Annotated in this window: 14 protein-coding genes; all 14 read left to right on the forward strand. The window is 67.6% G+C overall.

The features are described from left to right. The first annotated feature begins 121 nt into the window (after positions 1-121). The 14 genes from ACFV2X_RS11275 (at position 122) to ACFV2X_RS11340 (ending at position 18687) form a co-directional block, all read left to right on the forward strand. Positions 122-628, forward strand: a complete 507-nt coding sequence (locus ACFV2X_RS11275) for an ATP-binding protein (protein WP_385614321.1) — start codon at positions 122-124, stop codon at positions 626-628. A 526-nt stretch (positions 629-1154) separates the two neighbouring features. Next, on the forward strand, positions 1155-1331 hold the full coding sequence (locus tag ACFV2X_RS11280; RefSeq protein ID WP_385614324.1) for an FxLD family lanthipeptide: 177 nt from the start codon (positions 1155-1157) through the stop codon (positions 1329-1331). 86 nt (positions 1332-1417) lie between these two features. Then, complete coding sequence (locus ACFV2X_RS11285) at positions 1418-4489, forward strand: lantibiotic dehydratase (protein ID WP_385614326.1); 3072 nt, start codon at positions 1418-1420, stop codon at positions 4487-4489. Further along, complete coding sequence (locus tag ACFV2X_RS11290; protein ID WP_385614328.1) at positions 4486-5760, forward strand: lanthionine synthetase C family protein; 1275 nt, start codon at positions 4486-4488, stop codon at positions 5758-5760. The genes ACFV2X_RS11285 and ACFV2X_RS11290 overlap by 4 nt, the downstream gene beginning before the upstream one ends. A 24-nt stretch (positions 5761-5784) precedes the next feature. Beyond that, on the forward strand, positions 5785-7863 hold the full coding sequence (fxlM, locus tag ACFV2X_RS11295; protein ID WP_385614329.1) for a methyltransferase, FxLD system: 2079 nt from the start codon (positions 5785-5787) through the stop codon (positions 7861-7863). 100 nt (positions 7864-7963) lie between these two features. After that, positions 7964-9088, forward strand: coding sequence for a hypothetical protein (locus ACFV2X_RS11300; protein WP_385614332.1), 1125 nt, complete (start codon positions 7964-7966; stop codon positions 9086-9088). Positions 9089-10102: 1014 nt separating this feature from the next. After that, positions 10103-10474 carry a hypothetical protein gene (locus ACFV2X_RS11305; protein ID WP_385614334.1) on the forward strand — a complete coding sequence of 124 codons (372 nt, stop codon included), beginning with the start codon at positions 10103-10105 and terminating at the stop codon, positions 10472-10474. Beyond that, complete coding sequence (locus tag ACFV2X_RS11310; protein WP_385614337.1) at positions 10464-10895, forward strand: DUF6093 family protein; 432 nt, start codon at positions 10464-10466, stop codon at positions 10893-10895. Before ACFV2X_RS11305 ends, ACFV2X_RS11310 begins: the two co-directional genes overlap by 11 nt. Next, positions 10895-11323, forward strand: a complete 429-nt coding sequence (locus tag ACFV2X_RS11315; protein ID WP_385614340.1) for an HK97 gp10 family phage protein — start codon at positions 10895-10897, stop codon at positions 11321-11323. Before ACFV2X_RS11310 ends, ACFV2X_RS11315 begins: the two co-directional genes overlap by 1 nt. Before the next feature lie 577 nt (positions 11324-11900). Then, positions 11901-12551: a hypothetical protein gene (locus tag ACFV2X_RS11320; RefSeq protein ID WP_385614342.1), complete on the forward strand. Its 651-nt coding sequence runs from the start codon at positions 11901-11903 to the stop codon at positions 12549-12551. An 80-nt stretch (positions 12552-12631) separates the two neighbouring features. Then, on the forward strand, positions 12632-13114 hold the full coding sequence (locus tag ACFV2X_RS11325; protein WP_385614344.1) for a hypothetical protein: 483 nt from the start codon (positions 12632-12634) through the stop codon (positions 13112-13114). Next, positions 13069-13476 carry a hypothetical protein gene (locus tag ACFV2X_RS11330; RefSeq protein WP_385614347.1) on the forward strand — a complete coding sequence of 136 codons (408 nt, stop codon included), beginning with the start codon at positions 13069-13071 and terminating at the stop codon, positions 13474-13476. Before ACFV2X_RS11325 ends, ACFV2X_RS11330 begins: the two co-directional genes overlap by 46 nt. A gap of 13 nt (positions 13477-13489) precedes the next feature. Beyond that, positions 13490-17755: a phage tail tape measure protein gene (locus tag ACFV2X_RS11335; RefSeq protein WP_385614349.1), complete on the forward strand. Its 4266-nt coding sequence runs from the start codon at positions 13490-13492 to the stop codon at positions 17753-17755. After that, positions 17755-18687, forward strand: coding sequence for a hypothetical protein (locus ACFV2X_RS11340; protein ID WP_385614352.1), 933 nt, complete (start codon positions 17755-17757; stop codon positions 18685-18687). The genes ACFV2X_RS11335 and ACFV2X_RS11340 overlap by 1 nt, the downstream gene beginning before the upstream one ends. Positions 18688-18723 lie beyond the last annotated feature (36 nt).

The following is an 18723-nucleotide window of genomic DNA, read 5'->3' on the forward strand; positions in this document are numbered from 1 at the left end:
AGGATGCCCCGAACGCGGTTCGCTCTACGTGTCCACCACGTGAACGTGGGCAATGGTGCCGCGGTTTCTGGCCCAGCGTCCCCATGTCGTGCTGTCCGTCTGAGCTGCGGAGGAGCGAGGTATGGCTGTCACCACCGCAACGGGCGCGGAGATCCTTGCGGAGGTCAGCGCCAAGGGTGCGACGGACCCCTTGCCGACCGTTCTCGACGACTTGTCCCTGACAATCAAACGCCCGACCGTACCGGAGGGCATAGACGCCGTAGCGGTCGCTGGCGTCTGGGTGGGCGTCCTACGCCGGATCGGTGCCGCGAAGCTCAACTACTGGGGTCTGCCGGATCTGGTCGAGAACGGACGGCTGTTGATCAGCGAACTTGTCACCAACGCCTTGCGGCACGGCAAAGGCCCGGAGGTCGTGTTCCGCTTCATCATCGGTGTCGATCTGATCGTGCTGGAGGTAGACGACGGTTCACCAGGCCGGCCGGAGATCCGAGTGGCGGAACCTACCGAGGAGAACGGTCGGGGCATGCTCCTCGTCGCTTCCCTGGCGAACTCCTGGGGCGTTAGCGAGGACGGGACGAGGACCTGGTGCACGCTTACGGCGCCCGCATCGGTGAGGAGGGGGCGATGACACCGTGGCTCCCAAACAGGCGGCGTCCTTCGAGGGGGAACTGATGCGACACGGGGTGACCAGCGCGCGGGCTCCGTCCAAGACAACGTCTATCGGCATCCGTACGGCCATCTCTCCGAATCGACGGAGATGCACTACTCAAACTCATCAGCAGGGGGAATCTGTGAGCAATTGCGATGATGATGCCTTCCGTGTGGTCTCGTGGAACGTCGAGGCCAACGGTGCGGGTCGTGACGGCTCGGGCGAACGCTGGCACCTGGCCATGGATGTCCTGGCCGGTCGATAAGGCTGTGCCCTGACAGACGGCCGCCCCGGTCAACCGGTTGATTCGAGCCCGATTCATTGGGGCGGCGCAAGAACCCCGACCCGGGGATAGGCGGCCCTGCACGTTTCCACTTGTGGGGCATGGCACCTCAGGCCGGCGGCTGGGAACCGTCTCTGCGGCGTAGTTGTCTCAATACGCTCCGCACGTAGGCGCCCAGTAGTACTGCCATTCGCAATCCACCTTCGAGAAACGGGAGTTGGTATGAGTCCCCAGATCACGCACACCACGCAGGTGAAGGCGCCGAGCTCGGACACGACGTCGGACGGCTTCGACCTGGACGTCACCTTGGTCGAGGTCTCCGACGTCGCCGGTCTGATCAGCCTGACGGACGACGGCTGCGGCGAGACCTGCGGCGCCTGCACCACCAACGTGGCCTGACCCAAGGCGTACGTCATCCCAGGCCGGTGTCTTCGCGACTCACCGTGCGGAGGCACCGGCCGCTCGTCTGGAACACGGAGGTTGTGATGGCTTCGAGTACTGATTTCCGTGCTGGTAAGACCGCTCTTGTCCGTGCGGTGGCCCGGCCGGAGCTTCCCGTCTCTCCGTGTCTTGACCTCGATGACCTTTCCCCTCGCGGCGCGGCTGCCCGGCTCGAGTGGTTGCGGGAGGTGTGGTCCGAGGAGGACGTTGCCGAGGCACTGGAGCACGCCAGCCCTGCCCTTGCCTCCCAGGTGGGCGCCTTGTGCTCCTCCGGTGCCCCAGCCGCGCGTGATGTGCGCCGAGCAGCCGCTTCTGTGGTCCGCTACGTGTTGCGGGCCGAGCACCGGGCGACGCCGTTTGGCCTGTTCGCCGGTGTGGCCTCAGCCGACCTCGGGTCGCGAGCGGGCACGACCTGGGGATCGGATCACGCTGTCATCGGGCGGGCGAGTGCGGAGTGGCTGATGGCCGTTGTCGAGCGGCTGGAGTCGTGCCCAGAATTGCTTGAGCGCCTGTCGGTGGTCCTCAACAACACCGTCGCAAGACGTGGTGATCGGCTCATCGTGCCGTACAAGTCCGACAGCCAAAGTGGCCGGAGGCGTGCGGTCGAGGCGGCCATTGGCTTGACCGAGCCGGTGCGGGTGGTCCTGGATGCGACCCGGTCACCGATCCGCGTGGGGGTTCTCGCCGACAAGCTTGCCTCGGCGTTCCCCGCAGTGGCGCCGGGGAAGGCGCATCGGCTCGTGCAGGAGTTGATTCGGCAGCAGGTACTGATCACCAGCCTGCACGCACCGAGCACCGAGATCGATGCCCTGGAATACCTGTTGGGCCAGCTCGACGCCGTGGAGGCCGACACCGTGGCTCCGGTTACCGATATGGTCCGCGAACTGCGCGCGGTACAGAATGACTTGCGCGACTGTGGCTCCCGCGGTGGCCGGGCCAGCGCCGCGGCGCGTATGCGGGCCCTGGCTCCGGGCGGTCGCCGCCATCCCCTCGCTCTTGATCTCCGTCTGGATGCCCGGGTTGAGCTGCCCGAGGCAGTTGCGCGTGAGATCGAGCGAGCCGCCTCGGTCTTAACCCGGGTGTGCGCCCTTCCGTATGGGACCGCGGCGTGGAAGGCGTATCAACGGCGGTTCTACGAGCGGTATGGCATCGGCACGATGGTGCCGCTCAAGGAGGTCGTCGCGGACAGCGGTACCGGTTTCCCTGACGGGTATCCGGGTGCCTCGTCCGCCGCGCGCCGCCCCCGGCTGTCCGTACGGGACGACACTTTGGTGCACCTCGCGCAGGCCGCCGCGCTCGATGGCCGCAACGAGGTGGTCCTCACCGACGAATTGATCGCCGCAATGGATATGGGTCCCGAGCAACCAAGGGTGCCGCCGCACCTGGAGATCGGTGTCCGAGTGCACGCCGACAGCGCCGAGAAACTGCACCGAGGACGGTTCCGGCTGGAGGTCGTAAGCGTGTCCCGCGGCGTCGGCATCACCACGGGCCGGTTCCTCGCTGTGCTGGCCCCCAAGGACCGCGAGCGCCTGGCCGCGGAGCTGGCCGACCTACCGACCGCCGATCTCGGCACCGTCCCCGCCCAGCTGTCCTTCCCACCGCTGCTGCCCACGAGCGCCCATGTCACCCGCGCCCCACAGGTTCTGACCACCCTGATCAGCATGCAAGAGCACCGCCCCACAAGCGGCGATGTCCTCACGCCTGAGGACCTGGCGGTGGCCTGCGACGGTCGCCGCATGTATCTGGCCGCGCCCGAGCGCGGTCAACGGATCGAGGCCGTGGGGATGCACGCGCTCAATCTCAAGGAGCACACCCCGCCGCTGGTGCGGTTCCTCACCGAGCTGTCCCGCGCTCAGTGCGCGCAGGTCACCTTGTTCGACTGGGGCGCCGCCAACGCGATGCCGTTCCTGCCCCGGCTGCGTTACGGGCGCACGGTGCTCACCCCCGCACGGTGGCGACTGGAAGCGCCCGAGCTGCCCGGCCGAGACCGCCCCCGAGCGGAGTGGGACACAGCCCTCAACGACTGGCAGAGCCGTCGGCGGCTGCCGCGTCGGGTCTATCTCGCCGAGGACGACCGTCGCCTGCTCCTCGATCTCGACCAGGCCGGACACCGAAGCCTGCTGCGCCAGCACCTGAACCGCGCCCGCCTGGCCGTCCTCGTCGAAGCCCCGGAAGCCGACGCATACGGCTGGTGCGACGGCCGTGCGCATGAGGTCGTCGTGCCACTGAAGGCCACGCGATCACCAGCGTGGCCGCCCCTGCCGGCCCCCACCATGGCACGCACCTTCTCCGCGGCGCAGATCCAGACCCCCGGCGTGTCGTCCCTGCTGCTGGCCACCCTGTATGGCGACCTACGCCGCCAGGACACCCTGCTGGCCGAACATGTTCCGGACCTGCTGGAGCGACTTGGCGGCCCGCCGTGGTGGTTCATCCGCTTCCGCGACCCCAACCAACACCTGCGGGTGCGCATCGCCCTGCCTGACGCCGATGCCTTCGCCGAGACCGCCCGCACGGTCAGCACCTGGGCCGACGAGTTGCGCACTGCCGGATTGCTGTCGGACCTGCGCTTTCCCACCTCATACCGTGAAACGGGACGTTGGGGTTCCGGCGCTGCCTGGGAAGCCGCCGAGGAAGTGTTCCGCGCAGACTCGCGCGCTGTCGTCACCCAGTTCTCCCAGCGCGAGCGCCCGCACCGGCGCGCGCTGGTGGCCGCGCACTCCATCGCCATCGCGACCTCGTTTCTCGGCAGCACCGAGGCCGGCATGCGCTGGCTGATCGACCACATTCCGCCCACCGCGCCCGCACCTGTGCCTCGCCCGCAGTTCACCGAGACCGTACGGCTGGCCGATCCATCCGACGACTGGGCGGCACTGCGCAGCGTGCCCGGCGGGCACACCATCGTGGAGGCATGGGCAGATCGCGACGCCGCGCTCACCGCCTACCGACGCCACCTTCCGGCCCCGGAGACCCAGGGCATAGCCCTTGACGACGTCCTCTCATCGCTGCTGCACGTCCACTTCGTACGCCACGTCGCGGTCGACTTCCCCGAGGAAGAGGTCTGCCTCTACCTCACGCGCGCCGCAGCCCTGGCCTGGATGTCCCGGAGGCCACGGTGACCCACCCCCTCACGCTCAAGGTGGCGGACACCGTCGCCGACCTCCTGGCCGACCCCGCCACCGCGCCACTGGCATCGGAGATCGCGCCCTCGAAGCGTCAGCACCTCGCATACGGGCCGACCGGCATCGCGCTGCTGCACATCGAACGGGCTGCGGCCGGCCTGGGCTCGTTGCAGCGCGCCCATGACTGGCTCGCCGCAGCCGCCAGGAACCCGTTCACCAGCGGCCCCGACAGCCACCCCTTCTACGGGGCGCCCGCCCTCGCGCACGCCTTGGCCTGTGCCGCCGACCACCTGCCCGGCGCATACCAACGCGCCAGGGACACCCTGGACCGGCAGATGGCTGCGGACGTCCGCCGCCGCCTCGCAGCCGCTCACCGCCGCATCGACGCTGGGCGCCTGCCGGAGATCGCCGAGTTCGACACGATCCGGGGCCTGGCGGGCTACGGCGCCTACTTCCTGCGCCGCGACCCCACCGGCGCCGAAGTACGCGCCATCCTCGACTACTGCGTACGCCTCACCGAACCCGTTGCCCACGACGGCGAGGCCCTGCCAGGCTGGTGGACGCCGACTGGCCCCTCGGGGCGGCCGGACGGCCGTTTCCCGGGCGGGCACGCCAACAGCGGCATGGCGCACGGCGTCGGCGGTGTGCTCGCGCTGCTGGCCCTCGCCGCCCGAAGCGGAATCACAGTTGCCGGCCACCGGGAAGCCTTACGCGTGATCCTGGCGTGGCTGGACCGCTGGCAGGAAGAGACAGGCCGGGGCCTCGTCTGGCCGTACTGGGTGACACGAGACGAGCTGCGCACCGACCGCCTTGCCCCATCCGCGCCAAGGCGACCGTCGTGGTGCTACGGCACCGCTGGTCTGGCCCGTGCCCGGCAGCTCGCCGCGCTCGCCCTCGGCGATACCGACCGCCAGATCGAGGCGGAGACAGCACTCGTGGCAGCCCTCACCGATCCCGTGCAGCTCAAGGCCACCACGGACAACGGCCTGTGCCACGGCTTCGCCGGCCTGGCTCACGTCGCTGCCCGGACCGCCAACGACGCGCATCCCTCGACCATTGGTCAGCTCAGGGCGGCCATCCCGCCCCTGCTCACTCCGGTCTGTCCACCGGGCACCGACCCGGAAGACGCAGCCATGGCCGTCATCCGGGACGACGACGCGGGGCCCGGCTTTCTCAACGGCGCCGCCGGAATCGCCCTGGCGCTCCTGGCTCCTGCCACGACCACCCCGCCCCGCTCCGCTTGGGATGCCTGCCTACTCATCGCCTGACCTACCGACCGAAGGACCACTGCTATGCCCTCGGAACGTTGGCACCAGCACAACGTCACCTTCGCCGACCGTGAGACCGGCAAGCGCGCCATCACCGAACGCGTCGCTCCCATGCTGGTCGAGGCTGAGAAAGACCGACAGCTCACCGCCTGGTGGTTCATGAACAAGCAGCCCTGGCCGCTGCGCTACCGCGCTGCCGAGCCGTCTCCACTGATCGAGTCCCTGCTGAGCGACCTCGTCGGCGACGGCACGGTGCGGTCGTGGACGCCTGGCATCTATGAGCCCGAGACCTCCGCCTTCGGCGGTACCGAAGCCATGGACGCCGCCCACGACCTGTTCCACGAGGACAGCCGTCACCTGCTCACCTATCAGCCCGGCACCGGGCGGCTGGGCCGCCGGGAGACCGCCGTCCTCCTGATCAGCGCCATGATGAGGGCCGCCAATCTGGACTGGTTCGAGCAGGGCGATGTGTGGGCGAAGGCCGCCGCACTCCGACCGGCAACCGAACTCGCTCCCGAGCGGGCCGCCGCCCTGGGCCCGGCCATGCGGAAGCTGATGACGGTCGACGCCCGCGGCCTGTGCCGCTCGAGCGGCCCGCTCGACGGACACGCCGAGTGGGTGGCCGCCTTTGAGCGGGCCGGTACGACGCTCGCCTACCTCGCCACCGGGGGCGGGCTCACGCGCGGTCTGCGAGCCATCATCGCCCACCACGTGATCTTCCACGCCAACCGCGCAGGTCTCCCCTCAGAAGACCAAAGCGCACTGTTCAACACCGCACGAGAGGCAGTCATGGGATCGAGTGACAACACCGCGTCGTCCGCAGAGGGCACGTCCGAAACCACTAGCGTCGGGGCGGTGAAAACCGACACGATCGCCACCCCCGAGTCCGAGGCCGCACGGCTCCGCAACGCCCTGGTCGACAAGATCCGCGAATCCGGGTACGCCCGCACACCCGTCGTCGAGACTGCGCTGCGCACCGTACCCCGCCACCTGTTCGTGCCGGACGCTTCGCTCAAAGACGCCTACGCCAACGTGCCGGTCAACAACAAATACGACACCGACGGCACATCGATCTCCTGCGCCTCCCAGCCCGGAGTCGTCGCCCTCATGCTGGACCAATTGGAAGCCCAGCCCGGTGATCGCATTCTCGAACTCGGCGCCGGCACCGGCTACAACGCCGCCCTCATCGCCTACCTGGTCGGCGAGACCGGTCACGTCACCACCATCGACGTCGACGACGACCTCGTGGAAGGAGCCCGCGCGCACCTCGCCGCCGCCGGGTTCACCAACGTCGAGGTCCTGACCCGCGACGGGGCCCTCGGCCACGCCGACGGCGCCCCGTACGACCGGGTCATTGCCACCGTCGGCGCGCACGGTGTGCCGCACGCCTGGCTCGACCAGCTCGCCCCCGGCGGCCGAGTCGTCGTTCCCCAACGCCTCAAGGGAAGCGTGTCCCGCTCCATCGCCTACGAACAGCGCGACGGCCGCTGGACGAGCATCAGCAGCAAGATGAACACCTTCATGCCGCTGCGACGGGGCATTGCCGATGACGACCGCCGAGTCATCCCGCTCAGTACGGACGGCGCCGTTCGGCTCCAGGCGCCCGCCGGGCAGCACATCGACGCCGAGGCCCTGGCCGGAGTGTTGGAGCAACCGCGCACCGAGGAGTGGACCGGGATGATGGTCCGCGCCATGGAATCGCCGGAGTGGATGGAGCTTTTCGTCTCCTGCTCCCTGCCCAGCGGTCTGATCCGAATGCTGTTCCCGAAGGACGCCAAGGGGACCATCCTCACCGAGGACCCCTACCCGTCGTCGAGCGTGGCCGTTGACAAGGGCGCCGTTACCTATCTCGCCCGCCGCCTGTCGGAGAAGAAGACCCCCGAGGGCGGCAAGCTGTGGGAGTTCGGCGTCATTGGCCACGGTCCCGGAAGCGACGAACTGACCGCGAAGGTCGCGGAGGCGATCCGCACCTGGGACCGCGAGTACCGCGGTCGTGAGGCCACGTTCGAGATCCAGCCGCTCGACGCCCCGGTGATTGAACAGACCCCTGGCCTCTTCGCTCTCGACACCTCGCTGAACCGCATCGTCGTCGACTGGCGCTGATGCCAGCCCGGATGTGAAGAAGGTGGTGCCTGTCGGTGTGGCAGACGGGCACCACCGGCCGACCCATTCCACCGCGCCACTGTCGCCTCTGGGGGAACACATGGATCCGCACGGTCCGATAACAAGGCGTTTCCCGCTCGTCGCCCGGTTCCGGCCCGCCTGCCTGCCGCTGCCAGCCCGTGTGCGGGCCCTGGTGGAACTGGCCGCCAGGGCAGCGAAACAGGGCGAGCAGGGGTTGGCCTCTACCGTCTTCAACCAGACCGCGCTTGTCGCCTCCGATCTCGGCCTTCCCGACCTCGCCCGGTCGATATGCCGTCGGCACGCCGAGGTGTACCTGCACGCCTGCTCGCTGCCCGCCATGAGCGCCATCCGTGGGCTGGAACCCTTGGTCAGCCTCGCCCGCTTGCAGATCCGCGCCGGCCACGCCGACGACGGCCGCCAGCGACTTCTGGACCTGTACGAAGCCGTCCGCGTGGGCGGCACTGTAGTCGTCGACGGCATCGCGGTCCCGGCGAACCTCACCGCAACCGTCGAGGACCGCCAAGAGGTGCGTGCATGGCTGTGGCGCGTTCTCCTCGCTGACGGCACGCGGAGTTTCACGACCACGGGACGCTGGGACGAAGCCCTGGCCCACATCCAGAGCCACCGCGGCGTAGGCACACGAATGCTCGACGGCCGCCAAGTCGCCGTACTCGCTGCCCTCACCCAGGGTGACACGGACCAGGCCGCAGAACTTCTTGCAAACACGGTCCCTGGCGAGCCGTGGGAGCAGGCCGTCACCGCTTGCCTGGCGGTGCTGTGCGACCACGATGCCAGCCAGCCCATTGATGACCAGGTGGCAGACTTGGTGGGTAGCTACCTCGACCGCAAGGCGGAGCCGGGCATGACGGTCTTCGACATCCGGCTCGGACTCACGGTCCTCGACGCGGTAGCCTCTGCCGAGCATCCCGCAGGCTGTCACCTTGTCGAGGACCTGGTTCGGCGCGCTACGGAGGCCCGCGACGGATACGCCGCCCGCGAGATCCTGGCGCACCCTCTGGCGGCCGGGCTCGCCACGGGTAGGCAGGTACAGAGCTGCAACGACCTGGTCCGAGCCTGCGCCCTCGGAGCGGGTGACCTTCCGGACGGACTGTACGGCGATCTCTCGGCCGCTCTGGACTCCAGTCATGTGGTGCTCACCCGCACGGTGACCGCCCTCCAGGCAAACGGCAATTCGGCGCGGTGACAATTGCCCCGTCGCGCTGAAGGCTGAACAGCCTCACCGAACATTGATCGGTTGTACGCAGGGCACAGTGGACTGGTGAAGCGCGGTCGCTCAACCTTCGGGCGGGACACCGACCGCGGTTCGACGAAAGTAGGACAGCAGCTTCCTGAAGTGCCAGACGGACCACATGGAGGTCCGTTCAGACTCCTGACCATGGACGCAGGTCTTGCAGCCGTTCTTGGCGCCACCGTGGGCTCCATCGGTACCGGAGGGGCGGGTATCGTAGCTGCGCTACTCGCACGTTCCCATGGACTTCTTCAAGTGCGCGCCGAGCATGCTCGCGTTCGCGCTGAGCCAAGGCGGCTGGTCTACACCTCATTTGCAGAAGGTCTCCACAAGGCATGGGAGGCTCTGCATAAGGTCGAGATGCAACTGGACGCCTGGCCCGACGCGCTTCAGCGCAAGACGCGAGCATGGCCGAAGGCCTGTTTAGGCAAGCAGAGGTCGAATACAGGGATGTACGGGGACATGAGATCGGCGTCTACATCGAAGGACCACGATCAGTGACGCTTGCGGCGATGAGTGCAAGCAGTGCGCTGTCTTCGTACCACCAGACCTTGTCACTCGCGATCTCCGCCGCTAAAGGGTGGCAGATCTCCGAGGGGGATCCATTGAGAGAAATGGAGGACAAGGCAATAAAAGCGCATGAAAGATATCTAGAATTCCTGTTCGTAGCGTCTGGCGGATTGTCTCACGACGGACTCATAAGCGATAGATCGCCAACCATCTGACGTATCCAGAGTGGAGCCTCAGGCGGGGAAATCAGGTTGAGTGGCCTCTGCGAACACTGATGTGCCACCGTGCCCTACGACAGGACAACCTCACCGACCCCTCGGTGATGGCCCTGACCTTGCTGCTCACGAGCGATACATACCACCGCCAGGTGTAGCAGTTGGATGTCTTGTAACATCCGATGGCTGTTGGCCGACCAGCAGTAAGAGGAAGGTGTCCGACAGCGGTTCTAGCGTCAGATGAATGGACCACCACGACTCTGGCAAGCACCACGTACGGATCACCGCCCACGGCGACGAAGCCACCATCGAGATCGACGGCAAACGAGTAGATCCGAGTGCCCTCGGCGCGTACACCATCACCCAGACCCTGGGCGAGCCCGCACACGTTCTCTTTCACGTCACCGATGGCGGAAGCAACCAGTGGTCCGGGATGGCGCATGTCTCCGTCGCTGATGGGCCGGATCCCGGTCCGGCGGCGGCCGCGTTTCTCGACGCCATCGATGCGGAAGAGCTGGAGTCTGCCGCGCTCGCCCGCTCCGATCTCGACACGGGACCGCACTCGCTCACGAGGGCCATGCTCACTCAGCTCGGGGAATGGGCTCGTGGCGTTTGACGTGGATGGGGCGCGGCGCGTCGTCGGCCGCATCCTGGACGACAAGCTGGAAGTGTGGCGCGACAGCGCGGGGCACGCGGACGACCGTCTGGACGAGAGGACGGGGAAGCTTATGGCGCCGACACCAGACGAGGCATTGATCTGGGATGGGCTTGGTGCGGTGATGCCACTGGGGAGGCCCGCGATCACTAAGCCCCTCGGCAGTGCGGTTGCCAAGGAGCCGCCGACGACGGACTACCAGGCCGTGCTTCCCGTGCAGGCCCCGGAGCTACGGCCTGATGACGTGGTTCGCGTCGCCGGATCGGTACGGCCGGATGGTCCCCGAGATCCGCAGCTTGTTGGCCGACGCTTCCGAGTCTCCGACAAGGCCATCGGCACGTACAGCGTCGTGCGCATCGTCCGGGTACAGGTGATCGACTGATGGCCCCGGCGAACCCGCACCCGAACGCACACCCAGACGCGACCGCGTTCCGTGATCCGATCGCGTTGGCTGCCGCACTGACCCGCATGGGGCCGGCCGCGCGAGCCCGTACGCGCACCATCGCGCGGCACCACGCGATGCTGCTGCGCGTCCGTATCCAGCACAACGCCTCCGGCCGGCCGGGGCCGCGAGTGATCACTGGTCAGTACCGTGCTTCCTGGGACGTACGAATGCGCTCCGGTGGCGGTCAGGTGACGGCGGAGGTCTTCTCCGACGCTCCTCAAGCCCGAAGGCTGGAATATGGCTTTGTCGGCGTCGACTCGCTTGGCCGCCACTATCGACAGCCGCCTTTCCCGCATGTGGAGCCAGCCTTCCGGCAGACACAGCCCGCCTTCATCCAGGCTCTTGTAGACGGGGTACTGCCGTGAGTGCGGCGCGCCTGCCGGTCACCCGCGCGCTTGCCGCCCTCATCGCCAAGACCACCGATTGTCCCTGCGGTATTGGGGAGCTTCCCCGTGTCCAAGGGGACTCAGGGGAGTGGGAGCCCTCCTCAGTGCCGTACACCATCCTCGATTCGCTTCCAGGTGACTTCAGCGGCCCGCCTCTCTGGGACTGGCACGCGGACGCGGCCTGGTCCTACCAAGTGACCTCAGTTGGCGAGCGTGCTGACCAAGTGCAGTGGCTTGCCGATCGCGTACGAGCCGGAGTCGTCGGCCGGACCGACGAGGGATGGGTCAATGACCTGTACCTCCACGAAGCATGCGTGTCCGACAGAGAGTTGTACTACGACGCCGCAGGAGTCCAGTCGGTGTCGGCGGCAGGCGTTATCGTGTCCTATGTGCAGAGGTTCACGATCACGGTGACCCCTGCGTAAGAAGCGCATCTGCTGATCCTCACCGCGGAGGCCCGCGCGGACGCTAGGCCCCAGGCCAGGCGAACCCCCTTTGGAACCTCAAGGGGCAGGGCCTCGGCACGGGACGCTGCCCCAGAAGCGGGAGCGGACCTGTGTCCCTGAAGAAGTCGTCTACCACCCACACGCGATTCCTCCGGCGTGGCATCTCCAAGATCTACTGGCTCAAGAAGATCAACGATCCGATGTGGCCGACCCGCACGGAGATCTCCGAGCCCAACCGATTCGACCTGACCAACGCCGTCTCGGACATCGAGGGCTGGGCGCTAGAGAACGATCCCATCGAGACCCCTGACATGGGCAGCACCTTCAATAGCTCGATCCCCGGCAACGACAAGGCCGAGAACTCCAGCCTGACTTTCTACGAGGACCGGCACTCGGACGAGATCGAGCAGCATCTGCCCAAGGGGGCGAAGGGCTACATCGTTTTGCTTCGCAAGGGAGACATCCCGGGGTCGCGCTCCGTCGACGTCTTCCCCGTCCAGGTCGCGACCCGCGCGGCGACCTACTCGACCGGCAACGAGGCCGCCAAGTTCAAGGTTGACTTCACGATCACCGACGAGCCGTCGCTCGACTCCGTGGTACCCGAGGCGTTCCACACTCTGCCCAAGCCGGTGCAGCACGAGGACTGCGACGACAACCACGAGCACGGCCACCACGATCACAACGGTGATCACCTCGACGTCACCGTCACGAGCACCACCAAGGCCGCTGCCACGGTCCGCGAGCACAGCGACGAGGAGTGAGCATGTCGCGCCCCTCTCCGGCCAAGCGCCCGCCGTCCCCCTCTACCGCCTCATCGGTGGAGGGGGCCTGGGCAGCCAAGATGGACCGCCTGCGCCACCGCGCCCGACCGCAGAACAAACTCCGAATCTGCGACGACGATCAGCTGCGCCAGCGGTTCGAGGAGGCCGAGCAGACCGCTCGGAGTGCCCGGTTCGTGGCCGAGGCCAACCCCGGTGATGAACAGGCATCCCAGCAGGCTGATGTCGCCGCTGCCGCGTACGAAGAGGCCAAAGCCGCACTGGACGCCGCATCGGACTTCCTCACCTTCCGCGCCCTGCCGCGCCCGGTGCTCGAGGAGCTGATCGCTCAGCATCCGCCAACCGAGCAGCAGAACAAAGAAGGCGCGGTCTTCAACCCGGACACTTTCCCCGCGGCGCTGGTCGCCGCGGCCTCGGTAGACGGCATGAGCCGTGAGGAGGCAGAGGAGCTGCTGAACACCTGGTCAGCACCGGACGCCAACGCATTGTGGGACGCGGCGTGGCAGGTCCAGCAGGAAAGCCGGGTGGAGCTGGGAAAAGACTGAGCCGCGACCCGCAACTGCGCTCCGAGCTGGAGCTGTGCGAGCGGTTCCGGATCCCCCACTCGCAGTTCCTCGGCGACGACGGCCGGTGGACGGAGCTTGACCGGGCCAAAGCGTTGGCGTGGGCGGAGTGGCAGCGGTTGCTGTGTCCCGAGTGCCACACCCGGCCGGAGGAGTGGGATCACAAACGTGGCGGAGACCCTCACGCCTACGTCACCGACACCCTGCGCTGCCCCGGCTGCGAGCTGATCGAGCAGGAGCGTGACCACGTTCCCCAGGACCGCTCCGGCTACGGCGTGAAGATCCAGCTCCTGCCACGCGCCCAGTACCGCGAACACCCTGATCAACCCCGCACGACTATGTAAGGAGGTCCCTGCGGTGGCCGGGTTCACCCTGACCGTGGCAATGCGTGCCGAGGTCCGCGACCTGATCGCGGGAACTCGCGCTGCCTCTGGCCAGATGCGGACCCTCGCCGACCGTACCGACGCCGCCCACCGGTCCCTCACGCGCCTGGACGCGAACGGGGTCCGGCTCGCCAGCCAGTTCGCCGTGCTCAACCGCTCTGTGCGTTCGGCCGTCGGCGAGCTGAACCGGATCTCTGCCCGCGCCTCGGCCGCCCGTGCCAGCCTTCGAGCAGCCGGAGACGACGGGGCACGCTCCATGTCCCGACTCCAGCGCGCCATGGCCGGCGCGGGCAGACGCGGCATCTCCACCACCAACCTGCTCGCTGGTGGCGGCCTGCTCCTCGGCGCTGGCGAGATGGTGGAGGAGGGCAACCGCTACCAGCGGCAGATGAACCTCTTCCGCGCGGTGAACGACGCCACCGCAGCGCAGATGAAGCGTGCCGCCGTCGTCGCCCAAGAGCTTGGCAACGACCTGAGGCTTCCGGGCTCTACCGCAGCCGACGCGGCCGAGGGCATGGTCGAGCTGAGCAAGGCAGGCTTCCGAGCTGACCAGTCAATCGACGCAGTACGCGCCTCGCTGCAACTCGCGGCAGCAGCCGACGTCAACGCTGCCACAAGCGCCCGCTACCTGGGCGACATCATGGATCAGTACGGCCTCGGCGCTGATCAGGCGGCCAAGGCGTCGGACACACTGGCTGCCACGGCCAACAGCGCCTCCGGCTCCATCACCGACATCTACTACTCGATGCGGTACGCCGGGCCGGTCGCTAACGCGCTGGGCGTCTCTCTGGAGGACACCGCGGCCGCGGTCGGCATGCTCGGCAAGGCGGGCATCCTCGGGCAGACCGCGGGAACGTCGCTGCGAGGAATCTTTGCGAACCTCGCGGCACCCACACCGCAGATGCGCCGTGCGCTCAAGGATCTGGGGATCGATGCCTGGGACGCCCAGGGAAAGTTCCGCGGGCTTCGGGTCGTGATCGACGGTCTGTCCAAAGCTGAACACGATCTGTCCGACAAGGACTTTGCGGCAGGTGTTACGCGGGCCTTCGGGAAACCGGCACTCAGTGGGGCTGCTGCGCTGGCTCACCAGGGAACCGAATCCTTCGACGACCTGTCGATGGCCGTGCGGCAGACCGGCGCCGCCGCGTCCATCACCGCATCCCGTGGCCAGGGGCTGGCCGGTGCGATGACGCAGCTGCGCACCCAGGCTCGGCAGACCGGGCTGGCGCTGTACAACGGCATGGCCCCCGGCCTGGAGTACGTCACCCGGCTGCTCACGCGTGGCATGGCCGGTGCGACTCCGTACCTCACGACGGCGCTGGAGTACGGCCGGAACCTGGCCATCCTGTACGGACCAGAGCTGAAGGCGAAGGCTGGGGCCGGGCTCGGAGGGTTGCTCGACGAAGCACGTCAGCTGGTCGGCCCGCTCACGGCATTGGGCGAAGACGCCTTGGCCGCTGGGCTGAATTTGCTGATCAATGCTGCCCAGACACTCGGCGAGGTCATCAAGAATCTCGCACAAGGTGCCGAACCTGTTGTCGCCGCACTATCTGGCATCAGCCAAGGTGGCGGCGCTGCCGCGGGCACCCTGGACATCCTTGTCACGGTCGCGAATCTCGCCATGAACGCCGTGTCCGGCCTGTCAGCTGTCCTGGTTCCCATCGGGCACGCCGTGGGCGGGCTGGTCAGAGTTTTCGGAGCATTGCCCGCCCCCATCCAGTCGGCGGCCCTGGCCCTGTTGCTTTTCCGCCGATTCCAGCCCGGCTTGATGAGCGTTGCAAATACGGTCGGCGGGCCAGTACGCGGTGCATTCCAGGGTTTCGCCCAGCAGATGCAGCTGCAGCGGAACCTCGCTGCGACGGCCGGGGTATCGCTGACCCGCTACGGCGCAGCCTGGGCAGTGTTGCAGGCCCGAGTCGGTTTTCTCGGCAACATGACGGCCGCGTTCCGTAGCGCCAACGGTGCGGGCGTCACCTTCATGGGCACCCTGAACGGTGTCACTCGTGCGGCCGGTTCAGGGCTCCGTTCCGCGTTCAGCGGACTTGTCGGTGCGATGGGGGGACCTTGGGGGGCCGCGCTGGCTGGAGCAACTGTTGTTCTGGGAATGCTGGCCTCGGCTCAGCAGACGGCGGCTTCCAAAGCGGCACAACATAAGGCGAACATCGACGGACTGGCGAATGCCTTGCGTGAGTCCAATGGTGTCGTGACCGAGTCTGTGCGCCAGCAAGCGGCTCAGACCATCCAAGCCGAGCGGCTGCAACACATGAACGCCAGCCTCATGGACGCTATGCGGCTGTCGGGCTACTCGCTCAAAGACGTGACGGACGCCTACCTTGGCCAGGGCACGAGCTTGGACCAGCTCGCGGCGAAGATGCGATCACTCGCCAAAGAACAGCGAGCCGCCTTCGAGAAGACGAGCCGTGGTGACAGCAACCGCGACCGCCTCGCGGTGCGCGCGTTGGCCTACCAAGAGGCTGCGAAATCGCTGGAAGGCATGTCCGGGGACGCGGCGAAGGCGACCAGGTCGGCCAAGGAACTTGCGGCAGCGCAACGAGGGGCAGGCCAGGGAACAACCGCGTATGACCGGCTCAAGATGGCGGTGGGCGGACTGGCGGACGAGACAGCCGACGCCGACCAGCGCACGCGCTCACTCAAGGACGCCCTCGACCTGCTCTCCGGCGGTCAGATCTCCCTCCAGGCTGCGAGGGCGAAGGTCAACTCGGCCGTTCTCGATCTCAAGGAGGGCGGCCGGCATGTCAACCGAGACCAGGGATATGGCGGCAAGCAGCTCGTCAATGAGGACCAGACCCTCAACACCACCACGAGGAACGGCCAGCAGCTGTATACCCAGCTCACCGCACTTTCGGATGCGACGGCGGACGCCGCGGTGGCCACCTACGATCTCGCGCGGCGCAATGGTGAGGACCTGCCGACCGCGCTGGCCAAGGCCCGTGGGGAGATGAGCCGGGCGCGCGCCGAAGCGATCAGCGCCGCCCAGAGCTACGGTCTTACCAAGGCCCAGGCAATAGGCGTCGCCGACAGCCTCGGCCTGCTGCCCTCGAAGGTCTCGCTACTGCTCCAGACCAAGGGCATGGACAGCACGCTCGCGAACCTGATCGCGGTGCAGGCCGAATTTCACCGGCTGCCGAACCGAAAAACGATCAAGGTCGACTCGCTGAGCGACGGCGCGCAGCAGAGACTGCGATCCCTCGGCTTCACCGTGAAGACTGTGCCGGGCACCCGGCAAATCAAGATCACCGCGCCGACTGCTGCCGCCAGGAAGAACCTGGACGGGCTGATCGACAAACTCGGCCGGACGCCGAACTCGAAGCACGTGCGTGTCTCCGCACCATCTGCGGCGGCGATCAAGAGCCTGGAGGCCGTCCAAGCCAAGATCAGAGCGACCCCCGGAGCGAAGTCGGTCATCGTGCGCGCCCCCACGGCCAAGGCACGTAAGGAGCTGGAGGCCCTGGGCTTCCGGATCGAGAAGGTTCCTGGCTCGAAGAACGTCAGGGTCACCGTTCCGACGGGCGGGCCGCGCAAGGCGGCGGATGCCATCCAGCAGCGGATCGACGCGCTGCGCGGCAAGTCGGTGACCGTCACGACCCGTCACGTGACCATCTTCGACACGCTCCGCGATCAGCCTTCCCAAACGGCCGACGCCCTACGGCGCCAAGCGGAGAACCTTCGCAAACAGGCTCGGGGCGGAGTTGTCGACTACTTCGCGGACGGCGGTGTCGGACGCCCCCAACGCCGTGAGCGGCATGTGGCGCAGATCGCCCCCGCAGGTGCTTGGAGAGTCTGGGCGGAGCCCGAGACAGGCGGTGAAGCCTATGTGCCGATGGCGATGGAAAAGCGCACCCGCAGCAAAGCGGTGGTCGAAGAAGTCGTCGGCCGCTTCGGCGGGCAGGTCGAGTGGTTTGCCAACGGCGGCATGCGACGCCGGACCGGCCGCGGCTACAGCCCCATGTTGGCCCGCTCGTTCAAGCAGCCCCGGAACACGGAGGTCATGGCGGGTGTGGTGCGCGCCTTCGACATGCGCACCGGCAGCGACCGCGCCCGCACACGCGTGGTCGACGCCCGCGCCGGCGGGCGCGTCCAGGTCGTCGTCGTGCGCGAGCAGCAGCCGCTGATCGGAACCATGCCGGTCACGGTCACCGACAGCTCCGCCACACCTGAGCAAATCGGCAACGAAATGATGCGCAACCTGCGCAACGCGCAGCGTGGCGGGAGGGTCTGATGACAACGCTAACCAAGCAGCCCCGCATCGAACTGGCCCCGTGGCAGTTCGAGATCGGCGGCATCGTCCTCGGCAACGGCACACACATCCCGATCGGGAACATCGAAGGACTCGGCTCGCCCGCCACCCGGCCGCAAGACGTCGACAACCCGACCGGGGACGGCACCTTCCCCGGCCAGGACTTCTATGGCATCCGAACCCTGCGGTTCGAGGCCGGCATCAAGACACCCGGCGATCCGGCCATGGCCGCCGACCTGCTTGCCCGACTGGAGCTAGCCCTCGACGACCCGGGCGCCCGCACCCGGCCCGAGGGCCGCCACGTGCTGCGCGGACGCTGGCCTGGACACCGCACTCGCCGCATGTACGGTCGGCTGCGGCGCGCGGAGGCCACCAGCACCACTACGGCGATCAACGGTTGGATCCCGCTCGACGTCGAATTCGTCGGCACCGACCCGCGCTGGTACGACGACGAGCCGTCGCACCTCACGTTGGGTCTCGACCAGGCCACCAAGTACAAGAGCCCCGACCGCACGGTGGACCAGGCACTGTGCGCGCCAGCGGGCTGCGACCCCGCGGACCCACTCGACCGGCCCGGATGGATCACGAACTACGGCAACGTGTCGACTTGGCCCAGCATCCGGGTCCACGGCCCGATCGCCAACCCGCGTATCTGGAACACCGTCACCGGTCGTGTCCTGGAACTCGGGCTGTCGCTGCGAGCGGGGGAGTGGGTGGAAATGGAGACCCGGCCCGGCTCCTGCTGGGTCCTGCGCAACGGGAAGGTCAATGTCGCCAACGACCTCACCCCGCGGTCGCGCCTTGACCTGTTCGCCATTCCGCGTGGCCGCTCCGAGATCGGTTGGAGCGGCGACGACCCCACCGGCACGGCGCGCCTCGAAGCGTCGTGGCGGTCGGCGTACACCGCCTTGTGATTGGAGCACCAGTGACCCTTGTCCAGCCCCCGATGA

The organism is Streptomyces sp. NPDC059679, assembly GCF_042734105.1.
GTDB lineage: Bacteria > Actinomycetota > Actinomycetes > Streptomycetales > Streptomycetaceae > Streptomyces.

Bases quoted from the DNA above. Each gene is read 5' to 3' on its own strand.
- ACFV2X_RS11340 (WP_385614352.1), top strand. From the start codon at position 17,755: ATGACAACGCTAACCAAGCAGCCCCGCATCGAACTGGCCCCGTGGCAG.
- ACFV2X_RS11280 (WP_385614324.1), top strand. From the start codon at position 1,155: ATGAGTCCCCAGATCACGCACACCACGCAGGTGAAGGCGCCGAGCTCG.
- ACFV2X_RS11315 (WP_385614340.1), top strand. From the start codon at position 10,895: ATGGCCCCGGCGAACCCGCACCCGAACGCACACCCAGACGCGACCGCG.
- ACFV2X_RS11275 (WP_385614321.1), top strand. From the start codon at position 122: ATGGCTGTCACCACCGCAACGGGCGCGGAGATCCTTGCGGAGGTCAGC.
- ACFV2X_RS11285 (WP_385614326.1), top strand. From the start codon at position 1,418: ATGGCTTCGAGTACTGATTTCCGTGCTGGTAAGACCGCTCTTGTCCGT.
- ACFV2X_RS11305 (WP_385614334.1), top strand. From the start codon at position 10,103: ATGGACCACCACGACTCTGGCAAGCACCACGTACGGATCACCGCCCAC.
- ACFV2X_RS11300 (WP_385614332.1), top strand. From the start codon at position 7,964: ATGGATCCGCACGGTCCGATAACAAGGCGTTTCCCGCTCGTCGCCCGG.
- fxlM (WP_385614329.1), top strand. From the start codon at position 5,785: ATGCCCTCGGAACGTTGGCACCAGCACAACGTCACCTTCGCCGACCGT.
- ACFV2X_RS11325 (WP_385614344.1), top strand. From the start codon at position 12,632: ATGGACCGCCTGCGCCACCGCGCCCGACCGCAGAACAAACTCCGAATC.